Annotated in this window: 20 protein-coding genes; 10 read left to right on the top strand and 10 right to left on the bottom strand. The window is 61.0% G+C overall.

The window, feature by feature from the left end; translation table 11 throughout:
* Positions 1–106: 106 nt before the first annotated feature.
* The 3 genes from AC30D9_RS07515 to AC30D9_RS07505 form a co-directional block, all read right to left on the bottom strand.
* Positions 107–880: a MetQ/NlpA family ABC transporter substrate-binding protein gene (locus tag AC30D9_RS07515; RefSeq protein WP_490143805.1), complete on the bottom strand. Its 774-nt coding sequence runs from the start codon at positions 878–880 to the stop codon at positions 107–109.
* 91 nt (positions 881–971) lie between these two features.
* Entirely contained in the window at positions 972–1646 is a 675-nt protein-coding gene (locus AC30D9_RS07510; protein WP_003196204.1) for a methionine ABC transporter permease, read from the bottom strand.
* Entirely contained in the window at positions 1646–2653 is a 1008-nt protein-coding gene (locus AC30D9_RS07505; protein ID WP_490143804.1) for a methionine ABC transporter ATP-binding protein, read from the bottom strand. The genes AC30D9_RS07510 and AC30D9_RS07505 overlap by 1 nt, the downstream gene beginning before the upstream one ends.
* Positions 2654–2863: 210 nt before the next feature.
* On the opposite strand from AC30D9_RS07505, the gene katE reads away from it, so the two are divergent.
* Positions 2864–5056: a catalase HPII gene (gene katE / locus AC30D9_RS07500; protein ID WP_305490396.1), complete on the top strand. Its 2193-nt coding sequence runs from the start codon at positions 2864–2866 to the stop codon at positions 5054–5056.
* A 118-nt stretch (positions 5057–5174) separates the two neighbouring features.
* On the opposite strand, the gene AC30D9_RS07495 is transcribed toward katE, so the two are convergent.
* From AC30D9_RS07495 to zur, 4 genes are read right to left on the bottom strand one after another with little or no spacing between them, the layout of a single operon-like run.
* Positions 5175–5888: a PA5502 family lipoprotein gene (locus AC30D9_RS07495; RefSeq protein ID WP_490143803.1), complete on the bottom strand. Its 714-nt coding sequence runs from the start codon at positions 5886–5888 to the stop codon at positions 5175–5177.
* A 37-nt stretch (positions 5889–5925) separates the two neighbouring features.
* A complete protein-coding gene (gene znuB, locus AC30D9_RS07490; RefSeq protein WP_134922191.1) occupies positions 5926–6714 on the bottom strand; it encodes a zinc ABC transporter permease subunit ZnuB in 789 nt (262 codons plus the stop codon).
* Positions 6707–7489, bottom strand: coding sequence for a zinc ABC transporter ATP-binding protein ZnuC (gene znuC, locus AC30D9_RS07485; RefSeq protein ID WP_307573013.1), 783 nt, complete (start codon positions 7487–7489; stop codon positions 6707–6709). Before znuC ends, znuB begins: the two co-directional genes overlap by 8 nt.
* Positions 7489–7971, bottom strand: a complete 483-nt coding sequence (zur, locus tag AC30D9_RS07480; RefSeq protein WP_109752856.1) for a zinc uptake transcriptional repressor Zur — start codon at positions 7969–7971, stop codon at positions 7489–7491. The genes znuC and zur overlap by 1 nt, the downstream gene beginning before the upstream one ends.
* A gap of 66 nt (positions 7972–8037) precedes the next feature.
* On the opposite strand from zur, the gene znuA reads away from it, so the two are divergent.
* The gene (gene znuA / locus AC30D9_RS07475) at positions 8038–8967 is read left to right on the top strand and encodes a zinc ABC transporter substrate-binding protein ZnuA (RefSeq protein WP_490143802.1); all 930 of its coding nucleotides are present in this window, start codon (positions 8038–8040) and stop codon (positions 8965–8967) included.
* A 172-nt stretch (positions 8968–9139) separates the two neighbouring features.
* Here znuA and AC30D9_RS07470 read toward each other — a convergent pair whose 3' ends face one another.
* Positions 9140–10090, bottom strand: a complete 951-nt coding sequence (locus tag AC30D9_RS07470; RefSeq protein WP_134922194.1) for a homoserine kinase — start codon at positions 10088–10090, stop codon at positions 9140–9142.
* Between the two features lie 59 nt (positions 10091–10149).
* Positions 10150–10437, bottom strand: coding sequence for a DUF2782 domain-containing protein (locus AC30D9_RS07465; protein WP_014335817.1), 288 nt, complete (start codon positions 10435–10437; stop codon positions 10150–10152).
* A gap of 74 nt (positions 10438–10511) precedes the next feature.
* Here AC30D9_RS07465 and polA point away from each other — a divergent pair, with 74 nt between their 5' ends.
* Positions 10512–13280: a DNA polymerase I gene (gene polA, locus AC30D9_RS07460; protein ID WP_490143801.1), complete on the top strand. Its 2769-nt coding sequence runs from the start codon at positions 10512–10514 to the stop codon at positions 13278–13280.
* A 425-nt stretch (positions 13281–13705) separates the two neighbouring features.
* Here the strand turns inward: polA and yihA are convergent, their stop codons facing one another.
* A complete protein-coding gene (gene yihA / locus AC30D9_RS07455; protein WP_109752860.1) occupies positions 13706–14347 on the bottom strand; it encodes a ribosome biogenesis GTP-binding protein YihA/YsxC in 642 nt (213 codons plus the stop codon).
* 191 nt (positions 14348–14538) lie between these two features.
* Between yihA and AC30D9_RS07450 the strand changes: the two genes are divergently transcribed.
* The 7 genes from AC30D9_RS07450 to AC30D9_RS07420 all read left to right on the top strand — a co-directional run bounded on the left by AC30D9_RS07450 (position 14539) and on the right by AC30D9_RS07420 (position 21834).
* Positions 14539–14829, top strand: a complete 291-nt coding sequence (locus AC30D9_RS07450; protein WP_003196231.1) for a c-type cytochrome — start codon at positions 14539–14541, stop codon at positions 14827–14829.
* Between the two features lie 46 nt (positions 14830–14875).
* Positions 14876–15487 (top strand): c-type cytochrome, encoded by a 612-nt coding sequence (locus AC30D9_RS07445; RefSeq protein WP_134922197.1) that lies wholly within the window; start codon positions 14876–14878, stop codon positions 15485–15487.
* A gap of 199 nt (positions 15488–15686) precedes the next feature.
* The gene (locus AC30D9_RS07440; RefSeq protein ID WP_490143800.1) at positions 15687–16331 is read left to right on the top strand and encodes a thiol:disulfide interchange protein DsbA/DsbL; all 645 of its coding nucleotides are present in this window, start codon (positions 15687–15689) and stop codon (positions 16329–16331) included.
* 15 nt (positions 16332–16346) lie between these two features.
* Positions 16347–17225: an endonuclease/exonuclease/phosphatase family protein gene (locus AC30D9_RS07435; protein WP_134922199.1), complete on the top strand. Its 879-nt coding sequence runs from the start codon at positions 16347–16349 to the stop codon at positions 17223–17225.
* Positions 17222–19261, top strand: a complete 2040-nt coding sequence (locus AC30D9_RS07430; RefSeq protein WP_490143799.1) for a diguanylate cyclase — start codon at positions 17222–17224, stop codon at positions 19259–19261. Before AC30D9_RS07435 ends, AC30D9_RS07430 begins: the two co-directional genes overlap by 4 nt.
* Before the next feature lie 104 nt (positions 19262–19365).
* On the top strand, positions 19366–20145 hold the full coding sequence (locus AC30D9_RS07425) for an N-acetylmuramoyl-L-alanine amidase (protein WP_490143798.1): 780 nt from the start codon (positions 19366–19368) through the stop codon (positions 20143–20145).
* A 75-nt stretch (positions 20146–20220) separates the two neighbouring features.
* Positions 20221–21834, top strand: a complete 1614-nt coding sequence (locus AC30D9_RS07420; RefSeq protein WP_490143987.1) for an EAL domain-containing protein — start codon at positions 20221–20223, stop codon at positions 21832–21834.
* Positions 21835–21836 lie beyond the last annotated feature (2 nt).

Below are 21836 nucleotides of genomic sequence, written 5' to 3'. Positions count from 1 at the left end.
GATGGCCTCCGTGATCTTGCGGATCTTTGCGCGACGCGCAATTTCCGAGCAAAAAAAAACGGGTCTGCATTCCCACGCAGCCCCGTTTTCTCACCACCTGATCAGCTCAAAAAGCCGGCAAAACCGCCCCTTTGTACTTCTCAAGAATAAAAGCCTTCACTTCCGGCGTATGCAACGCCGCCGCCAGCTTCTTCATCGCCTCACTGTCCTTGTCATCCTCACGAGCCACCAGGATGTTCACATAAGGCGAGTCGCTACCTTCAATCACCAGCGCATCCTTGGAAGGATCAAGCTTGGCCTCCAACGCATAGTTGGTATTGATCAACGCCAGATCCACCTGGGTCAGCACCCGCGGAATGGTCGCTGCTTCCAGCTCACGGAATTTCAGATCCTTCGGGTTCTCGGTGATGTCCTTGGTGGTGGACAGGATGTTGTTCGAATCCTTCAACTTGATCACCCCAGCCTTCGCCAGCAGCAACAACGCACGACCGCCGTTGGTGGCGTCGTTCGGGATGACCACGTTGGCGCCGCCCGGCAGTTCTGTAAGGGCCTTGTACTTGCTGGAGTACGCGCCCAGGGGTTCCAGGTGCACGCCGGCCACGCTCACCAGGTGCGTGCCCTTGGCCTTGTTGAACTCATCCAGGTACGGCTGGTGCTGGAAGAAGTTGGCGTCCAAGCGCTTTTCGGCGACTTGTACGTTGGGCTGGATGTAGTCGGTGAAGACTTTGACCTGGAGGTTCACGCCTTCTTTGGCCAGGGCCGGTTTGACGAATTCGAGGATTTCCGCGTGCGGCACCGGGGTGGCGGCGACGGTCAGGGTGTCGGCGGCGTGGGCGGAAAACGCTGCGGCGGCAGCGAAGGCAACCAGTAGTTTCTTCATTCAGCTAACTCCTTTTGAGTGCCCGCTTGCGGCGCCTGCTCTCGGCGCCTGCCAGCGAATGGCCGGCTCATGGTTTATTGGCCGCGAGGCCTTATTTTCTAGAAAAATGCACAACCAGTTTGTCGCCCACGGTTTGCAGGACCTGAACCAGCACCAGCAGCAACACCACCGTGACCACCATCACATCGGTCTGGAAGCGCTGGTAACCGAAGCGGATCGCCAGGTCGCCCAAACCACCGGCACCGACTACACCGGCCATGGCCGTGTAGGACACCAGCGTAATCGCTGTCACCGTAATCGCTGCAAAAATGCCTGGACGGGCTTCCGGCAGCAAGGCATTGACGATGATCTGCCGCGTAGTCGCGCCCATGGCCTGGGTCGCTTCAATGATGCCGCGATCGACTTCGCGCAGGGCGGTTTCCACTAGGCGGGCGAAGAACGGTGTCGCGCCGACCACCAGCGGTGGAATCGCGCCGGCCACGCCCAAGGAGGTGCCGGTGATCAATACTGTGAACGGGATCATCACGATCAACAGGATGATGAACGGCAGCGAACGCAGGATGTTGACGATGAGCGACAGCAGCGCATACACACCGCGGGCTTCGAGCAACTGGCGCGGGCTGCACAGGAACAGCAACACCCCCAGGGGCAGGCCGAGCAGCACGGTAAACAACAGCGAACCGAACAGCATCAGGAAGGTGTCGCCCGTCGCCAGCCAGATTTCCAGCCAGTCGATGTTGGAGAAGAACGAACTCAACAGTTCCATTAGCGCAGCACCTCCATGTGGACATCGGCCGCGATGAAGCGGGCAAACGCCGCCTCCATGTCACCGCCGGTGATGGCGAGGGTCAGTTGCCCGTAGGGGGTGTCTTTGATGCGGTCGATGCGACCGGCGAGGATGCTGTAGTCCACCCCGGTTTCCCGGGCGATGGTTCCGAGCAATGGCGCGTAGGTCGCTTCGCCCTGGAAGGTCAGACGCACGATGCGCCCGGGTACGTGGGCGAAATCGTCGCGCTGTTCGCTTTCGTCGATCTGCTCGTCTTCCTGGACGAAACGCTTGGTGGTCGGGTGCTTGGGGTGCAGGAACACTTCCGCCACCGGGCCTTGCTCGACGATCACGCCGGCGTCCATCACCGCCACTTGATCGCAGACGCGGCGGATCACGTCCATTTCATGGGTGATCAGCACGATGGTCAGCTTCAGTTCACGGTTGATTTCCGCCAGCAGTTGCAGCACCGAGGCGGTGGTCTGCGGGTCGAGGGCGCTAGTGGCCTCGTCGCACAGCAAAATCTTCGGTTTGGTCGCCAGGGCGCGGGCGATGCCGACGCGCTGCTTCTGGCCGCCGGACAGTTGCGCCGGGTACTTGCGGGCGTGGTCGGACAGCCCGACCCGTGCCAGCAACTCGGCGACGCGCTGATCGATTTCGCTGCGGGACAATTCGCCCGCAAGCGTCAGTGGCAATGCGACGTTGTCGGCCACGGTCTTGGACGCCAGCAGGTTGAAGTGCTGGAAGATCATCCCGACCTGCTGGCGGAAGCGGCGCAGGCCACTGGCGTCCAGGGCGGTGACTTCTTCGCCGTCGACGATGATCTTGCCGCCAGTGGAATCTTCCAGGCGATTGATCAGGCGCAGCAGGGTACTTTTTCCCGCACCGGAATGACCGATCAAGCCGAAGACCTGACCGTTCTCAATCGTCAGACTGGTCGGATGCAGGGCGGGGATATCCCTACCGGCGACCCGGTAGGTTTTATAAACGTTTTGAAACTCGATCACGTAGCGAACCTTGTGGGGCGCGTTGGAAAAGGATCAGCGGTTAGCCGGGCGCGCATTTTAGCCTGTCTGTATAGAGGTTCTTAGCATTTATTTGCGATCGGACCAGTCATTTGGCAATAACGCGATCAATGGGCATAAAAAAGGAACACAGCCAAACGGCATCGGTCACTCATTAAGCAACTCGAAAATGCCCAGGTATCGACCTGCGGCATCGAACTCAAGAGTCCTGGCCACGGCGGGGATCGCAAAGAGGAGTCATGCCTGATGAGTACCGAAAAGCCCACGGTCAACAAGAGCCAACTGGCCGGGACCGACACGCTGGATCGCGGCAACACCAACGCCAAGCTCGAGAGCCTGGAACAGTTTCGCTCCGACGCCACCGAACAGGCGTTGCGCACCAACCAAGGTGTGAAAATCGCCGATAACCAGAACACCCTCCGCGTCGGCGCTCGTGGTCCCTCGCTGCTGGAAGACTTCATCATGCGTGAAAAAATCACGCATTTTGACCATGAGCGCATTCCGGAGCGCATCGTCCACGCCCGTGGTACCGGCGCCCATGGTTATTTTCAGACCTATGATGCGCACTCGGCCTTGACCAAAGCCGGTTTCCTACAAGATCCGAGTAAGAAAACCCCGGTGTTCGTGCGTTTTTCCACCGTGCAAGGGCCACGGGGTTCCGGCGATACCGTGCGGGACGTGCGTGGCTTTGCGGTGAAGTTCTTTACCGACGAAGGCAACTTCGACCTGGTGGGCAACAACATGCCGGTGTTTTTCATCCAGGATGCGGTGAAGTTTCCAGACTTCGTCCACGCGGTGAAACCCGAACCCCACAATGAAATACCTACCGGCGGTTCGGCCCACGATACCTTCTGGGATTTCGTCTCGCTGGTGCCGGAATCGGCGCACATGGTGATCTGGGCGATGTCCGACCGAGCCATTCCGAAAAGCCTGCGCAGCATGCAGGGCTTCGGGGTGCACACCTTCCGCATGATCAACGCCGAAGGCAAAAGCAGCTTCGTCAAATTCCACTGGCGCCCTACGGTGGGCACCTGTTCATTGGTGTGGGACGAAGCCCAGAAACTGGCGGGTAAAGATACCGACTACCACCGTCGCGATCTCTGGGAATCGATCGAGATGGGCGACTACCCGGAATGGGAATTTGGCGTACAGATTGTCGCCGAGGAAGATGAGCATAAATTCGACTTCGACCTGCTCGACCCGACCAAGATCATTCCTGAAGAACTGGTTCCCATCACGCCCCTGGGCAAGATGGTGCTGAACCGCAACCCGGACAACTTCTTCGCCGAAGTCGAGCAGGTTGCGTTCTGCCCCGGGCATATCGTGCCGGGTATCGATTTCTCCAACGACCCGTTGCTGCAGGGCCGGCTGTTTTCCTACACCGATACGCAAATCAGCCGACTCGGTGGGCCGAATTTTCATGAGCTGCCGATCAACCGGGCGATTACCCCGGTGCACAACGGCCAGCGTGACGGCATGCACCGCAGCACCATCGACAAGGGGCGCGCTTCCTACGAGCCGAACTCTATCGATGGCGGTTGGCCGAAGGAAACCCCGCCCGGCCCTGAGGACGGTGGCTTCGAAAGCTATCCAGAGCGCATCGACGCCTACAAGATCCGCCAACGCAGCGATTCGTTCGCCGACCATTTTTCCCAGGCGCGGTTGTTCTACAAGAGCATGAGTCCTCATGAGCAGGAGCACATCATCGCCGCCTACAGCTTCGAACTGGGCAAGGTGGAGCGGGAGTTCATCCGGAAACGGCAGGTCAATGAGATCCTCGCCAACATCGACTTGGATCTGGCCGGGCGAGTCGCGAAAAACCTCGGCTTGCCGGCACCGACTGCGGGTACTGTCGATGTTCCGACGCCTTCGCTGGAGCAATCCCCGGCCTTGAGCCAGGCGAACCTGCTGTCTGGCGACATCAAGACCCGGAAAGTGGCGGTGCTGGTGGCCAACGGTGTCGATGGGGCGATCATCGACGTCCTCAAACAGGCCCTGAAGGCCGAGGGCGCCCACGCCAAAGTGCTGGGGCCTACTTCGGCGCCGGTCACCACCGCCGATGGGCAGACGTTGGCGGTGGATGCGTCCATGGAAGGCCTGCCGTCGATTGCCTTCGACGCGGTGTTCGTACCGGGTGGCGCGGAATCGATCAAGGCCTTGAGTCGCGATGGAGTTGCGTTGCATTACGTGCTGGAGGCCTACAAGCATCTGAAAGCCATTGGGCTCCATGGTGAGGCCCGGCAGTTGTTGGTGGAGTTGAAGCTGGAGGTGGATGCGGGGTTGATCGAAGACGCGGAGGCGAGCGGTTTTTCGCGGTTTTTTGCGGCGATTGCTCAGCATCGGGTTTGGGCGCGGGAGCCTAAGGCCAAGGCGGTTCCGGCTTGAGGGTTGTCTGAAAGAGATTGTTTGCTGGTAGGACGCTATCGCGAGCAGGCTCGCTCCCACATGGGGTTTTGTGATCGACACAAAATCACTGTGGGAGCGAGCCTGCTCGCGATGCTTTTTAAGGCTTACGCGGAGTTAGAACCATCTGCGCCGGCACGCTGCGCAAAATCTGCTTTTGCAACTTCAGGTCAAACCCAGGATCAAGTTTCTTGACCCGCTTGGTCAGCAACGTCGCTAGCCACGGATAATCGTCGGTGCGTGGCGCCTGGATGCTGACGTCACATTGAAAATTCACCACATCAGCGGCGATGGCATCCAGTTGACGGCGCATTTGCTGTATATCGGCGATGTTGAGTGCCACTGTGGTGCTTTCGGCACTCGGATCAATCACCTTGGCGACCGGTTTGGCTTCGGCGGCCTGGAGGGCGGCTTCGGCTTTTTCCAGCTCGGCCTTGCGGGCCTCGGCAATGGCGCTGTTGACCTCACCGGAGAGTGCCGGGGCCTTGGGCATCAGGGCTCGGGCACGGCTCAGGGCGGTGGCGGCGGCGTTGACATCACCTTTCTGCAGATCGATCTGGCTGCGACGCAAGTACGCCTCGGCCAGTTGCCGCTGGTAGGGTTCCAGCGACGGGTCTTCGGGCGACTGGGCTTGCAAGGCGGCCAACTGGTCTTCAGCGGTGGTCAGCTCATTGCTGGCCAGGCTTTGCTCGAGCTGCGCGATGGCCGGGCCCCGCGTATCGGGGGCCTGGGTGACCGGCGGTGTACTCTGGCAAGCGCCCAGCAGCAGGGAAAATGCGACAAGGAGCAGATAACGGGAGGCGAACGGCTTCATTCCTGCGACTCTCTATTTGCGCAAAAAGCGAGCAAGTCTACACCCCTCGGCGGGGCAGGACAAAACTCAGCAGAAACAACGCAGCGGCGCTGACCACGATCGACGGCCCCGCCGGAGTGTCCTTGAACCACGACAACGCCAGCCCACCGCACACCGCGAGCATACCCAGCAGGCTCGCGCCCAGGGCCATTTGTTCCGGGGAGCGGGCGTGCCGCTGTGCCGCCGCCGCTGGGATGATCAGCAATGACGTGATCAGCAAGACACCGACGATCTTCATCGCCACGGCGATGACCACGGCGATCAGTAGCATCAATGCCAACCGCAAACCCAGCACGGGCAGGCCTTCGACCCGGGCCAACTCCTCATGCACGGTGACGGCCAGCAATGGCCGCCAGAGCGCGACCAGCAACAGCAGCACTGCCGCGCTGCCGCCGAGGATCCACGACAGGTCTGTCGGACTGATCGCCAACAGGTCGCCGAACAGGTAGGCCATCAGGTCAACCCGCACGTCATGCATGAAGCTTAGTACCACCAACCCGAGGGACAGGGTGCTCGGCGCCAGAATACCCAGCAACGTGTCGGACGCCAGCGGCTGGCGGTGTTGCAAGGTCACCAGCACCACCGCCAGCAACAGGCAGCCAACGGTCACCGCCACCGCCGGGCTGACATCCAGCAGAAACCCCAGGGCTACGCCGAGCAACGCCGCGTGGGACAAGGTGTCGCCGAAATAGGCCATGCGCCGCCAGACCACGAACGAGCCCAAGGGGCCGGCTACCAGCGCGAGGGCCAGGCCTGCGAGCAGGGCGTACAACAGAAAATCAGCCATGCTTGCAGCCATCTCCATGAACATGATTGGAAGCAGAAGGGGCACTGACCACCGAACCATGCAGGTCATGGGCGTGATCGTGGTGGTGGTGATAAATCGCCAGGCTTTGTGCGTTCTTTCCGAACAGCTCGACGAAGGCCGGATCGCCGCTGACCTGCTCGGGATGCCCGGAGCAGCAGACGTGGCGGTTGAGGCAGACCACTTGGTCGGTGGTGCTCATCACCAGGTGCAAATCGTGGGACACCATCAGCACGCCGCAACCATGACGGTCGCGCAGGCGCGTGATCAGGCTGTACAGCTCGGCCTGCCCCGCTACATCGACGCCTTGCACCGGCTCGTCGAGCACCAGCAGTTCAGGCTCGCGCAGCAGAGCGCGAGCCAGCAGCACGCGCTGCATTTCGCCACCGGAAACACTTTGTACCGGGCTATCGATCACCTGTTCGGCGCCGACTTCGTTGAGTGCCGCCAAGGCCCGTGCGCGGTCCACGCCAGGCACCAGGCGCAGGAAACGCAACACCGACAACGGTAGCGTCGGGTCTACGTGGAGTTTTTGCGGCATGTAGCCGATCCGCAGCTTTGGCTTGCGCCAGACACTGCCGCTGTCCGGCTTGAGCAAACCGAGCACGGCGCGCACCAGGGTGGTCTTGCCGGCGCCGTTGGGGCCGATCAAGGTGACGATCTGCCCCGGCTCGACGCTCAGCTGGATGTTGTCCAGCACGCTTTGCCCGGCGAACGTCACGGCCACCTGTTCGAGGCGGATCAACGCATTGCTCATCAGGCCCCCTGGCAGCCGGAGCACAGACCGACCACTTCGACGGTCTGGGTGTCGACCACGAAGCCGACTTCCTTGGCACTGGCGATGATCGCATCGCTGATGGACTTCTGCTCCAGCTCGATGGCCGCATGGCATTCGCGGCAGATCAGGAACTGGCCTTGGTGGGCGTGCTCGGGATGGTTGCAGCCGACGAAGGCGTTCAGCGACGAAATGCGATGCACCAGGCCGTTTTCCAGGAGGAAATCCAGCGCCCGATAGACCGTTGGCGGCGCGGCGCGGCGGCCGTCCTGCTCGCTGAGCACGGCAAGGATGTCGTAGGCGCCCAGCGGCTTGTGGCTTTGCCAGACCAATTCCAACACGCGCCGACGCAAGGCGGTCAGGCGCAACCCCTGGCGCGCGCAGATGGCATCGGCCTCGGACAGCGCGCTGTGCACACAGTGGGAGTGATCGTGGGGACGACTGGCAAGGGGTGTAATAGGCATGGGCAGCGACGAGTTTAGTGAGAGACGTTATTATGTTACCCGTTCTCGCCTCTACGAGTGGTCATCGTGTCCCGATTTTTTTCGCTCTTTGTCGTTTTTGTCGCAAGTTTTCTACTGATTGGCCCGGCCCAGGCCGACGTCAAAGTCCTTACCAGCATCAAGCCGTTACAGCTGATTGCCGCTGCGGTGCAGGACGGCGTGGCGGTTCCGGAAGTGTTGCTGCCTCCCGGTGCTTCGCCGCATCACTATGCCTTGCGGCCGTCCGACGTACGGAAGGTGCAGTCAGTGGACCTGCTGTACTGGATTGGGCCCGACATGGAAGGTTTCCTACCGCGAGTGTTGAACGGTCGTACCCTGCCCTCCGTCGCGGTGCAGGATCTGCCGGGGCTCAAGTTGCGTCACTTCGCCCAGGACAGCGCCTCCCACGAGGACGATGACCATGACGGCGATGAACACGATCACGACCATCGCCCCGGCAGCGTGGATGCCCACTTATGGCTCTCGCCGCTGAATGCGCGGGTGATCGCGGCGAAAATGGCGGCTGACCTGAGCGCGGCGGATCCGGCCAACGCTGCCCGCTATCAAAGCAACCTCAAGGGTTTCAACCAGCGTCTCGACTCTCTGGATACACGCTTGAAGGCGCGCCTGGCCGGGGTCGCGGGCAAGCCGTATTTCGTGTTCCACGAAGCGTTCGACTATTTCGAAGACAACTACGGCCTCAAGCACGCCGGGGTGTTCGCCGTGGCCGCCGAAGTCCAGCCCGGTGCCCAGCACGTGGCGGCGATGCGCACCCGTTTGCAGGCCGTGGGCAAGACCTGCGTGTTCAGCGAACCGCCCCTGCGCCCGCGCCTGGCTGAAACCCTGGTGGCCGGGTTGCCGGTGAAGTTGGCGGAGCTGGATGCACTGGGCGGCTATACCCCGGCGACGGCGCAGGGGTATGAGCAGTTGTTGGAGAAGTTGGGCAATGATTTGGCGGGTTGCCTGGAGTCGCTATAGCCTGCCAACGCAAAACCTGTGGCCAGGGATTTATCCCCGCTGGGCTGCGCAGCAGCCCCTTGCTTTCGGTCTGATGAGCCGCGGCGGCGGATATTTCTTGAGGGCCGCTTCGCGCCCCAGCGGGGATAAATCCCCTCGCCACAAGAGCATTCAGATTCGCGCTAGCCTGCTGCTATAAAGCGAAAGGCAACGGTGTGTGGACTGTCTGCCGCTGCGCCAAGCGCTGCTGGAACTCCATCGGATCGTGGATCAACACATCCTGCCCGGCAAACGATTCGGCGGCGATCAAACGCGACAGCCAGAACCGCACGCAGGCCACGCGCAGCATGGTCGGCCAGAGTTCGGCCTCGGCGGGAGTGAACGGTCGCAGCGCCGCATAGGCCCCCAACAACGCCCGCGCCCGTGCACCATCAAGCACACCGTCGTCATCCGAGCACCAGTCGTTCAAGGCAATGGCCACGTCATACAGCATCGGCCCGGAGCAGGCGTTGTAGAAGTCGATCAACCCGGTCAGGTGCGTGCCTTCGAACATCGCATTGTCGCGAAACAGATCCGCGTGGATGTTGGCCCGGGGCAGGGCCAGGATGCCTACTTTTTGCGACGAAATTTCGTCTAGCGCAGCCTGAAGGAGCCGACGCGGCTCGGCATCGAGGTGCGACAGCAGCTTGGCGCCCTCCTCCTGCATCCAGTCCAGGCCGCGGTCGGTCTTGCGCTTGATCATGTTGTCTTTGGTCGCCAGGTGCAGGTGTGCCAGCAACTCGCCGACCTGGGCGCAATGTTGCGCGTTGGCCTGCTTGATGTGCTTGCCTGCCAGGCGCGGTTGCAACAGTGCCGGTTTGCCCGCCAGTTCCCGCAGTGCCACGCCGTCGGTGGTGCGCAAGGCATAAGGCACCGGCAGGTCGGCGTCATGCAGCACGTCCAGCAGTTCGATGAAGAACGGCATTTCCTGCACCGGGCCGCGCTCGACCAGGGTCAGGACGAACTCGCCCTGCTCCAGGCTGATGAAGAAATTGGTGTTTTCGCTGCCGGCGGCGATCCCCTGGAAATCAAGCAGACGGCCAAGCCCGTAAGGGGCGAGAAAGGTTTCCAGCTCGGGCCGAGCCAGGGGGGTGAACACAGACATGGTTAAAACTGCCAGTACGGGCGCCCTTCAGCGGGCGCCGGTTGAAGTCACGAGCGGTATTACCACTCAAAGATTTTCCACGACGGAATCAGCATATCCGGCTGGTCCGAGCGGATGAAGTTTGCATCAGTGCCATCAGCGCGTACCAGGAAATAAGGCTTACCGTTCTTGGGCGTGACCTTGATCGCGTACAAAAATCCGTTTTGCCGGTACTCCTGAATGGTTCTATCACCTTCGGTGCGGATGGTGACGTCCGGGTCCGCCGAGGGTGCGTCATCCGCTGCCATGACGGCCAACGGTGTAATTGCAAACAAGCCAGCCAGTAACAGGCGATTTAGTGTACGCATGATAACCTTGTCCCTTTGTCGTCAACGGTCCCGCTATTCTAGCCCCGGACCCGCCGAAAAGGTTGATCCTGCTCATGAGCCAAGCCCCCCTCGTCCTGGTGGACGGTTCTTCTTATCTGTACCGCGCCTTTCACGCGCTGCCACCGCTGACCACCTCCAAAGGCCTGCCGACCGGTGCGGTCAAAGGCGTGCTGAACATGCTCAAGAGCCTGCGCAAGCAGTATCCGGACAGTCCGTTCGCCGTGGTGTTCGACGCCAAGGGTGGGACTTTTCGCGATGCGCTGTATGCCGAATACAAGGCCAACCGCCCGAGCATGCCCGACGACATGCGCGTGCAGATCGAGCCGCTGCATGCCAGCGTCAAGGCCCTGGGCTTCCCGCTGCTGTGCGTGGACAACGTCGAGGCCGATGACGTGATCGGCACCCTGGCCCGCAGCAGCGCCGCAGCCGACCGCCCGGTGGTGATCTCCACCGGTGACAAGGACATGGCGCAGTTGGTCGATGGGCACATTACCTTGGTCAATACCATGACCGGTAGCGCCCTGGACGTGGCTGGCGTGAAGGAGAAGTTTGGCGTCGCTCCCGAGCAGATCATCGATTACCTGGCGTTGATGGGCGATTCGTCCGACAACATCCCGGGCGTCCCGGGCATCGGGCCCAAGACTGCGTCTGGCCTGTTGGTAGGCGTCAATGGCGGCCTGACTGAGCTGTATGCGCAACTGGACATTGTTGCCACCTTGCCGATTCGGGGCGCCAAGACCCTGGCCGCCAAGCTTGAAGAGCACAAGGAAATGGCGTTCCTTTCCTATGAGCTGGCAACCATCAAGACTGACGTGCCGTTGGACATCGGCCTCGACGACCTGCAAATGGGCACGCCAGATCACGAGAAACTGGCCGAGCTGTACACGTTGCTGGAGTTCAAGAGCTGGTTCGAAGAAAACCAGCGCGACGCCAAGCGTGCCGGCCAGGAGATCGTTGAAGTCAGCGACGAACAACCGGGTGCCGCCGAGGCCAAGTATGAGGTCATTCTCGATCAGGCAAGCTTCGATGCCTGGCTGGCCAAACTCGACAAAGCGCCGCTGTTCGCGTTCGTCACCGAAACCAACGGTGGCGACGCCCAGCACTCGCAACTGGTGGGATTGTCGTTCGCCGTTGCGCCGTTCGAGGCCGCCTACATCCCGCTGACCCATTCCTACATGGGCGTGCCGGAGCAGCTGGACCGCGATACGGTGCTCAAGGCCCTCAAGCCCCTGCTGGAAAACCCGAACAAGCTCAAGGTCGGCCAGCACGCCAAGTTCGAAACCAACATCCTGGCCAACTGCGCCATCGGTGGCGACCAGGACAATGGCATCCTGGTCCAGGGCATCGCCTTCGACACCATGCTTGAATCCTATGTGCTGGACTCCACGGCGACCCGCCACGACATGGACAGCCTGGCGCTCAAGTACCTGGGCCAAAGCAAGACCGATTTTCAGGATATCGCCGGCAAAGGCGTCAAGCAGCTGACTTTTGACCAGATCTCCCTGGAACTGGCCGGCCCTTACGCCGCCGAGGATGCGGACGTGACCTTGCGCTTGCACCAGGCCTTGCAGGAGAAGCTGGCCGCTACGCCGAGCCTGGGCAAAGTGCTCACTGAAATCGAAATGCCGTTGATGCCGGTCCTGGCGCGTATCGAGCGCCAGGGTGCGCTGGTCGATGCCAACCTGCTGGGCGTGCAGAGTGTCGAGTTGGGCGAAAAACTGGTGGCCCTGGAGCGTGAGGCGTTTGCCATCGCCGGCGAGGAATTCAACCTGGGCTCGCCGAAGCAATTGGGCGTGATCCTGTACGAAAAGCTCGGCTTGCCGGTGCTCAGCAAAACCGCCAAGGGCCAGGCGTCCACCGCCGAAGCGGTGCTCGCCGAACTGGCGGAGCAGGATTACCCGCTGCCCAAGGTGCTGATGCAGTATCGCTCGCTGAGCAAGCTCAAGAGCACCTACACCGATCGCCTGCCAGAGCAGATCAACAGCCGCACCGGTCGCGTGCATACCAATTACCAGCAAGCCGTCGCTGCCACCGGGCGTCTGTCGTCCATCGACCCGAACTTGCAGAACATTCCGATTCGTACCGCCGAAGGTCGACGCATCCGCCAGGCCTTCATCGCGCCGAAAGGCTACAAGCTGTTGGCGGCGGACTACTCGCAGATCGAATTGCGGATCATGGCGCACCTGGCCAAGGATGAAGGCCTGCTCCATGCCTTCCGCAATAATCTGGATGTGCACCGCGCCACGGCGGCCGAGGTTTTCGGGGTCGATCTGGAGGCTGTCACTCATGACCAGCGTCGCAGCGCCAAGGCGATCAACTTCGGCTTGATCTATGGCATGAGCGCGTTCGGCCTGGCCAAGCAGATTGGTGTCGATCGCAAGCAGTCCCAGGCCTATATCGACCGCTACTTCGCCCGCTACCCAGGTGTGCTGGCGTACATGGAGCGCACCCGCGCCCAGGCGGCTGAGCAAGGTTTTGTCGAAACCATTTTCGGTCGCCGGTTGTACCTACCGGACATCAACGCGAAAAACCCGGCCCTGCGCAAAGGCGCCGAGCGCACCGCCATCAACGCGCCGATGCAGGGCACGGCGGCCGATATCATCAAGAAAGCCATGGTGGCGGTGGATCGCTGGCTGACCACGTCAGGGCTGGATGCCAAGGTCATCCTGCAGGTACACGACGAACTGGTGCTGGAAGTGCGTGAAGACCTGGTCGACCAGGTGCGCGAGGAGATCCGCCAGCACATGAGCGCCGCCGCCGTCCTGGACGTGCCACTACTGGTGGAAGTGGGCGTGGGTAATAACTGGGATGAGGCGCACTGAGTCGTAACGGCTGAACTGAACGCACTGGGGATAGGGTGAGCCCTGTGGCGAGGGGATTTATCCCCGCGGGGCTGCGCAGCAGCCCTAAGACCTTTCACCTCAGTGTGTCAGCTGATTGCGTTCGGCTTTTTTGGGGGCTGCTGCGCAGCCCAGCGGGGATAAATCCCCTCGCCACATGAAACACCGCAATTCCGGGGGCAGAGCATTAGTTCGGAAAATTCCTAGGGTTATTCCTAAAAATAATCTGAACTAAACCCGTGAATTGCCACTCAGAGATTTTGAATGGCTAGTGAAGCCCTTCAATGCTCCTATGTTGTGTTAAGTGTTGGCAGATATCTGGACCCCGCCCTAGCGGTCCGGAACTTGGACCCCGAACTTCCCCCTCCCCATAAGAAGTCCGGGGTTTTTTTTGCCTGCGATTTGGCTTATTCCGCCGTTTCGCTGCCCTTGTCGGCCAATTCCATCCAGTCGGCCAATACAGTGTAGGCCTCTTCCAGGCCCATGCGCTTGGGTGCCGAGAACAGCTGGATGGTGACTGCGTCGCCCCAGCCCTTGCGAATTTCCGACTGCACTTTGAGCAACGTATTTTTTGCCGCGCCGTAGGTGAGCTTGTCGGCCTTGGTCAGCAGGATGTGCATCGGCATGCCACTGGCGACCGCCCAGTCGAGCATCAGCAGATCGAAGTCGGTCATCGGATGGCGGATGTCCATCATCAGGATCAGGCCTTTCAAGCTCTCGCGGCTACCCAGGTAGGCTTCCAGGTGGCGCTGCCAGTGCTGCTTGAGCGGGATCGGCACTTTCGCGTAGCCGTAGCCGGGCAGGTCGACCAAACGGCGTTCATCGTCTAGCTTGAAGAAGTTCAAGAGCTGCGTGCGGCCCGGGGTTTTCGAGGTGCGTGCCAGGCTGGCATGGGTCAGGGTGTTCAGCGCGCTGGATTTGCCGGCATTGGAACGCCCGGCAAAAGCCACTTCAAAGCCTTCATCGTCGGGGCATTGATCGACTTTGGCGGCGCTGAGCATGAAAGTGGACTGTTGGCACAGGCCAAGGATGGGGTTCTTCAGTTGCATGGGATTTCCGATGTGGGCGGCGTCGGGAATGGACGCGGCAAGCTGTGTCGTTTCCGTTTCAGTGACGCCAGTATATAATGCCGCAGATTTTGTGTGCGCTTTGTCCCAGCGTAGGATGAAGCTCACGGGAGCGACCGACCGAAATTGCGCATTAGAACGCAGCTCGTTCCCAACCCTGAAAAGGTCGTTTTATGACGAAATGGCTGCTAGCTGCCGGTGTCTTGATGCCGCTTTACAGCGCTCAGGCTACACAGGATCCGGAAGCTGTGTACAACCGTGTTTGTGGTGCCTGTCATTCCGGCCAACTCCCCATGGCGCCCCGCAAGGGCGATCAGGAAGCTTGGACGCCGAGGTTGGCGAAAGGTATGGAGACGCTGGTGCAACACGTGACCCAGGGTTTCAAGGCGATGCCGCCGCGTGGTTTGTGCATGGACTGCAGTGCCGAGGATTACCGAGCCATCATCCAGTGGATGAGCGAGTGAACCCGGTCCATAACTCTTTAACCCTTAGCCGTAGTTGGATTAGCTGATGAACAAACTGATCGTGAGTCTGCTGTTGACCTTGGGGATATCCGGCGTAGCCCACGCCGCTGGCGATGCCGCTGCCGGTCAGGCGAAAGCGGCCGTATGCGGGGCCTGCCATGGCCCGGATGGCAATAGCATGGCGCCCAACTTTCCGAAACTGGCGGGCCAGGGCGAGCGTTACCTGAACAAGCAACTGCACGACATCAAGTCCGGCAAGCGCACGGTACTGGAAATGACCGGCCTGCTGAACAACCTGAGCGATCAGGACCTGGCGGACATCGCGGCGTATTTCGCCAGCCAGAAGGGCAGCGTTGGCGCTGCTGATCCAAAGCTCGTGGCACGTGGTGAAGCACTGTTCCGTGGCGGCGACCTGAGCAAGGGGCTGCCAGCCTGCACCGGTTGCCACTCCCCTGACGGCAAAGGCAATGCCGCTGCCGGTTTCCCACACTTGGGCGGCCAGCATGCCCAGTACGTTGCCAAGCAACTGACCGATTTCCGCAAGGAAGAAAGCGGCCGGACCAACGACGGCGATACCATGCCTATGCAAAGAATCGCCAAGAAACTGAGCGATGAAGAGATCGCAGCAGTGGCCAGTTACATCCAGGGCCTGCACTAAGGCCGTTGGCCGGGCGTTGCGAGAGGTGGACACCCCTTGCAACGTTAACGCTCGATTAATCTCTCGATGCGAGCATCAAAAGGGTGGCTTTGGCCGCCCTTTTTTGTGGCCGCTGCCGTTACACTAGCGAACTAGAACCCGCCACGGTCAGTCTTAAAAACAGGCCTCGCGAGGTCCCCTCATTGTCCAGGAGTAAAGCATGCGTAATCTGATCACCAGCGCCGCGCTCGTCGTCGCCAGCCTGTTCGGCATGGCCGCCCAAGCCAACGCGGAAGAATCGAAGGCCCCTTACGTCGAATTGACCAATCCGGTTCCGGTGGCCGTGCCTGGCAAGATCGAAGTGGTGGAGTTGTTCTGGTACGGCTGCCCGCATTGCTACGCTTTCGAGCCCGTTATCAACCCATGGGTCGAGAAGCTGCCTGATGATGTGAACTTCGTACGCATCCCTGCCATGTTCGGCGGCCCATGGGACGCCCACGGCCAGATGTTCCTGACCCTCGAAGCCATGGGCGTCGAGCATCAGGTTCACGCGGCGGTATTCAACGCCATCCAGAAAGAAGGCAAGAAGCTGGTCAAGAAAGAAGACATGGCTGACTTCCTCGCTACCCAAGGCGTCGACAAGGACAAGTTCCTCGCCACCTTCGACTCCTTTGCCATCCAGGGCAGGATCAAGCAGGCCCGGGAGCTGGCGAAGAAGTACGAAATCACCGGTGTACCGACCATGATCGTCAACGGCAAATATCGCTTTGACATCGGCTCTGCCGGCGGTGCCGAACAAGCGCTGCAGCTGGCCGACCAACTGGTCGCCAAAGAGCGGGCGGCCAACAAGGCTGCTGCCAACTAAGCGCGGCCGACGCCCATGGCCCGCTGGGGTACCGAACGCATCGTTGGCCTGCATGAACCGCGGGTCAACGAGCATCATGTCACGTCCACGGGCCTGCCTGGCGACAGCCGCTTGCGGCTGCTCAGCTTCAATATCCAGGTGGGTATCAGTACCGAGCGTTACCGGCATTACCTGACCCGGGGCTGGCAGCACCTGCTGCCGCACACCGGACGCGCCGGTAACCTGCAAAAAATCGGCGACCTGCTGAAGGATTTCGATCTGGTGGCCCTGCAAGAGGCTGACGGCGGGAGCCTGAGATCAGGTTACGTCAATCAGGTGGAACATCTGGCCCAACTGGGCGCCTTTCCCTACTGGTACCAGCAACTCAACCGTAACCTCGGTCGTCTCGGCCAGCACAGCAATGGCGTGTTGAGTCGCTTGCGCCCCTGGGCGATCGAAGATCATCCGTTGCCGGGGCCAAAGGGTCGCGGGGCGATCCTCGCGCGGTTCGGCGAAGGTCCGGAGGCGCTGGTGGTGGTCATGATGCATCTGGCGCTCGGGGCGCGTACCCGGACGATGCAACTGGCGTACATTCGCGAGCTCATTGGTGGATACAAGCACCAGATACTGATGGGTGACATGAACACCCATGCCTCCGATTTGCTGCAGACCTCGCCCTTGCGCGATCTCGGTCTGCTCGCGCCACAGCTGGAAGCGACTTTCCCCAGCTGGCGCCCCCAGCGTTGCCTGGACCATATCCTGCTGAGCCCTACCCTGACCCTCGAACGCGTCGAGGTGCTGGCCCAGCCCATTTCAGATCACCTGCCGGTCGCGGTCGAAATTCGTTTGCCGGGTTCGCTCACGGCTGATGCCTTTCCCGCGCTGAGTCCTGCCCCTCGCGGATCCGATGAATGAGCGACGACGCCGAACGCTGGAGAGAGAAGTACCTCAAGAGTATCGAACAGCAGGAAAAGCTCGAGCGCCGTTGGGCTGCTCGGCTCGACTTGCTGCGTCGTGGCCTGGTGCGCAGTACCCTGGCCGCCGAAGGCACTGACCGAGCTGTCGACCAATGCATGAAAGAGATGCGCGAGGTGGTGCGCACCGATGACATGGATGCCGGCCTCGCCGCCCTGCTGCCGCGCCTGGAGAAAGCCGTACTCGATTCCGAGCAGCGCCGCGAAACCCGGATCGAGCAGATGAGCTCGGCGTTGACTGCCCTGGTTGCCCAGTTGCAGAGTCTGCCGCTGCCGAAGGAAGTCAGCCGGCCACTGAAGAAATTTTCCAAACAGTTGGAGGACCGGGTCGGCCAGGCCCGGGAGATTCCGCTGCTGCTCAGCGAATTGAGCGGCTTGCAAGGCAAGGCACTGAGCGCCCTGGACGCCCCTGTCGAAGCGAGTCGACCTGGCCTGCTGCAACGGCTGTTTGGTGGCCAAGGCCATGAAGAAGCGGCGTCCCAGCCCCACGAACGTGCCCAGGCCAGCGTAGCGCCTGTGGCAGAAACGGCCGTGCCCGTAGTCGTGGAGCCGGCAACCGACGCAGAATCCGTCGCGTTAGCACCAGCACCGCAGCCATCGGTCACGGAGCAAGCACCCGCGTTGGAGGCAGCGCCCGAACCGGTTGTCCCGACTGCACCGAAGATCGAGCCCGCTCCCGCCCTTGAAGCCGAAGTGGTTCAGCCCATCAGCGAACCGGACGAAGCAACCGAACCCGCGCCATTGCCGACGCCGGTCACCGAAGAACTTCCGGCGGCGGCACCTGCGCTGGATAATCCCGACGAACTGATGCCCGAGGAACCTGCACAGGCCCTGCCCGACCCCTCGCTGCCTCCAGTGGAGCCCGCCGAGCCGCTGGAAGCCGTCGATGTGGCTGACGCCCAGTACGCCCTGCCCGACTCGCCAGAACCGTCCTACAGTTCGGTCGCCAAGCACATCGAAGACACGTTATTGGGCCTGTTGGGCGACCTGACCTTGCCCGAGCGGCATCGACCACAAGCCGAAGCCATGCGCGAGCGGTTGCGAAACGGTTTGAATTGGTACGAACTGCTGCCAATCCTCGACGATCTGGCAGTACTGATGTTGGCCATCACCGACACCGGCCAGCATGAATTCGAAGCGTACCTGCAGCGTCTCAACGATCGGCTCGAGTCATTCCAGAGCAGCCTGCAGGCCGCCAGTGAAGACCACGCCGACAACCTCTCGGCCTCCAGGGAGATGGACACCCAGATTCGCGAACAGGTAGACGGCCTGCAAAGCAGTGTGCAACAAGCCGATGACCTGGAAGGCCTCAAGCAGGTGCTCGAGAATCACCTCGAAGGCTTGCTCGGCACGATGGATCAACACCGCCAGCAACGTGATCAACGCGAGCAAGAGGTCTCGGCTCGCCTGAAAAGCCTGGCCGATCGCGTCGCGCTGATGGAGCAGGATGCCCAGGTCGTGCGGGAGAATCTCGAGGAGCAGCGGCAAAAAGCCCTGGTCGACCCGCTCACCGGGCTGCCCAATCGAGCGGCCTGGTCCGAGCGCCTGGAGCATGAAGTCGTCCAGTGGCAGCAGCACGGCAACAGCTTGCTGCTGGCCATGCTCGATCTCGATCATTTCAAGCGCATCAATGACAACTACGGCCATCTGGCCGGGGATCGGGTGTTGAAACTCATCGCCTCGGTCCTGCGCAAACGCCTGCGTGGCGGTGATTTCATCGCGCGTTTCGGGGGCGAGGAGTTTGTCCTGCTGGTGCCCGACACGCCCCTGGCCGCCGGCGCGAAGCTGGCCGAGGCGCTGCGCCTGGCCATCGAAGCCTGCCCGTTTCATTTCAAGGGCGAGCCGGTGACAGTGACGGTATCCATTGGCCTGACGGCCTTCAAACCGGGCGAACACAGTGATTCGGTGTTTAAAAGAGCCGATCAGGCGCTCTATCGGGCAAAAAATGCCGGGCGCAACCGTGTAGAGCTGGGCTGAGGGGCTAATTGTTCCAATTTGTTTAATATCGTCGCGCGCATCGGATCATCGCCAAGCGATACGTTACACTGTTGCATTATTTCCAGCGCGTAATGCCTTCCGCCATGAAATTTTTTTCGCTCATTGTTTCTTTATTTATCCTGGCCGGCTGCGCGAGCGGCCCGCGGTTCGACACCAGCCACCCTTCCGTCAACCAAGACAACCGCATCCAATTCGTGGTGGTGCATTACACCTCGGCTTCCCTGGAGCGTTCATTGGCCCTGCTGACTCATGGCGAAGTCAGTGCCCATTACCTGATCGGCGATGATAAAGGCGCGACCATCTACAAACTGGTGGATGAAAGTCGACGCGCCTGGCACGCCGGAGAAAGTGAATGGGAAGGCCGGACCTGGCTCAATTCCAGTTCCATCGGCATCGAAATCGTCAATCCGGGTTTTGTCGACACGCCCACCGGACGCCTCTGGTATCCCTACAGCGAAGCCCAGGTCCAGTCCTTGATCGTATTGCTCAAGGACATCATCCAGCGCAACGGAATCAACCCGCGCAGCATCATCGGCCATAGCGACATCGCGCCCCTGCGCAAGCTTGATCCCGGCCCGCTGTTTCCCTGGAAGCGCCTGGCGCAAGCCGGCTTGGGGGTTTGGCCGGACGAGCAGGCAGTGGTTCGCCAGCAGGCCATCTTCGCGTCACAGTTGCCGCCCGCCAGTTGGTTCCAGGCCGAGCTGGTCCGCCTGGGTTACCCGACGCCGCAGACCGGCGAATGGGACGTGGCCACCCGCCATGTGCTGGCCGCCTTCCAGATGCACTATCGGCCTGCCCGTTTCGATGGCACGCCGGACGCGCAAAGCGCGGCGATCCTGCAGGTGCTCAACCAGACAAAATAATGACGCCCGTCTGACGAATCGGGCCAAATCCAAATCAGAAGCTATAACTCATTGGTAACTTTCGGATTGCCCATGATGACGGCTGCCCGCGAAACCCTGCAGAGCTGGCTCCATCGCCCGCTTTTTTTGGCGATGATAGCGGCTGCCTTGAGTACCGTCCTACTGCTGGCGGGGAGTCTGTTTGTGGTCATGCAGCAGATCCAGCAGCGTGAAAGTGACCAGATGAATGCCCAGGGCGAGCGCTTTCTGCAAAGGCTGGAACAGCTTTTCGGACAACTGCGCGAAAGCCTCGACGACCTGCAAAACCAGCCGTTGCGCGGCTGCGACGATGAAATGATCGCGACGTTGCGAGAGGTCAGCTTCAATTACCGTTTCGTTTATGAAGCGGTGTACATCGATGGCAGCGGCGTGTGCTCCAATCGTCCGCGCCAGAGCGGATTGGCGGTGACCCGCCCGCCCGACCTCCGGGGCCCGACCTACAGTTACTGGCTCAATACCACCACCGAACCCAACGAGGACCGCGCGGCATTGATGCTGGGACGCGGCAATTTTCGGGTCGCCACTTCCCGCGGGCATTTGGCCGACGTGGTCGACCTGCCTCCGGGCAGCAGCCTGCTGGTGGTCCTGGATCATGGCGAGCGAGCCATTCCCGTGTTGGGCCCCCCTCAACACTGGCCGCCCACGGAGCCTTGGCCACCCAAAAGCCACAATGCCTTGCAAGCGACGCAAACCCGGCTGATCTATCGGATGCCCACCGACAGCCCGGAATATCAACTGGTATTGATTGCCCAGCGCAACGGTTTCACGATTCCGGCCAACGCCTGGTGGATGTTGCCCATCAGTCTGATGTTAGGCCTGGGGATTGGTTTTCAGGTGTTTCTGCTGGCGCGCCAGCGCCAATCCATGGATGCCGAACTGCACGGGGCCATTCGCCGCGGTGAGTTGCAGGTGCTTTACCAGCCGATTTTCGACCTCAACAGCCGCAATTGCGTCGGTGCCGAAGCCTTGCTGCGCTGGCGACGACCGGACGGCACCCTGACCAGCCCGGACTTGTTTATCCCGATGGCCGAAAACACCGGGCAGATCCGCCAGATCACCGATTTCGTGCTACAGCGGCTGTTCGATCAATTGGGCCAGTTGTTGCGGGCCAATCCGCAGTTGTACATCTCGGTGAATCTGGCGGCCTGCGATGTGATGGTGCCGCGTATCGGCGAAGTGATCGCCCGCCTGCTGGCGCTGCATCGCGTGTCGGCACATCAGATCGCCTTCGAAGTGACCGAGCGCGGGCTGATCGATGTATTGGTCGCCCGGGATAACCTGCAATCGCTGCGCGATGTCGGGCATCAGGTGTTGATCGACGATTTCGGCACCGGTTATTGCAGCCTGGCCTACCTGCAAACCCTGCCGGTGGACTGCCTGAAAATCGACAAGGCCTTCATCGATGCCTTGGGCCACGATGCCGCCAGCAGCGGCGTGGCTCCGCACATCATTCGCATGGCCCATGCGCTGGAACTCAAGGTGATCGCCGAAGGCATCGAGCATGAAGCCCAAGCCTCCTATTTGAGCAGCGAAGGGGTGAAATTCGGCCAAGGTTGGCTGTTCGCCCATGCCCTCAGCGCAGTGCAACTCATCGAATTGATTACCCGTGGCCGCCGTTTGCTTGGGCGCCGTTTCGATGACGAAGCCTGAGG

This window comes from Pseudomonas sp. DF11 (assembly GCF_058148565.1).
Note: the sequence above shows the minus strand (reverse complement) of the source record. Positions and strands in the feature narration are given on the sequence as shown.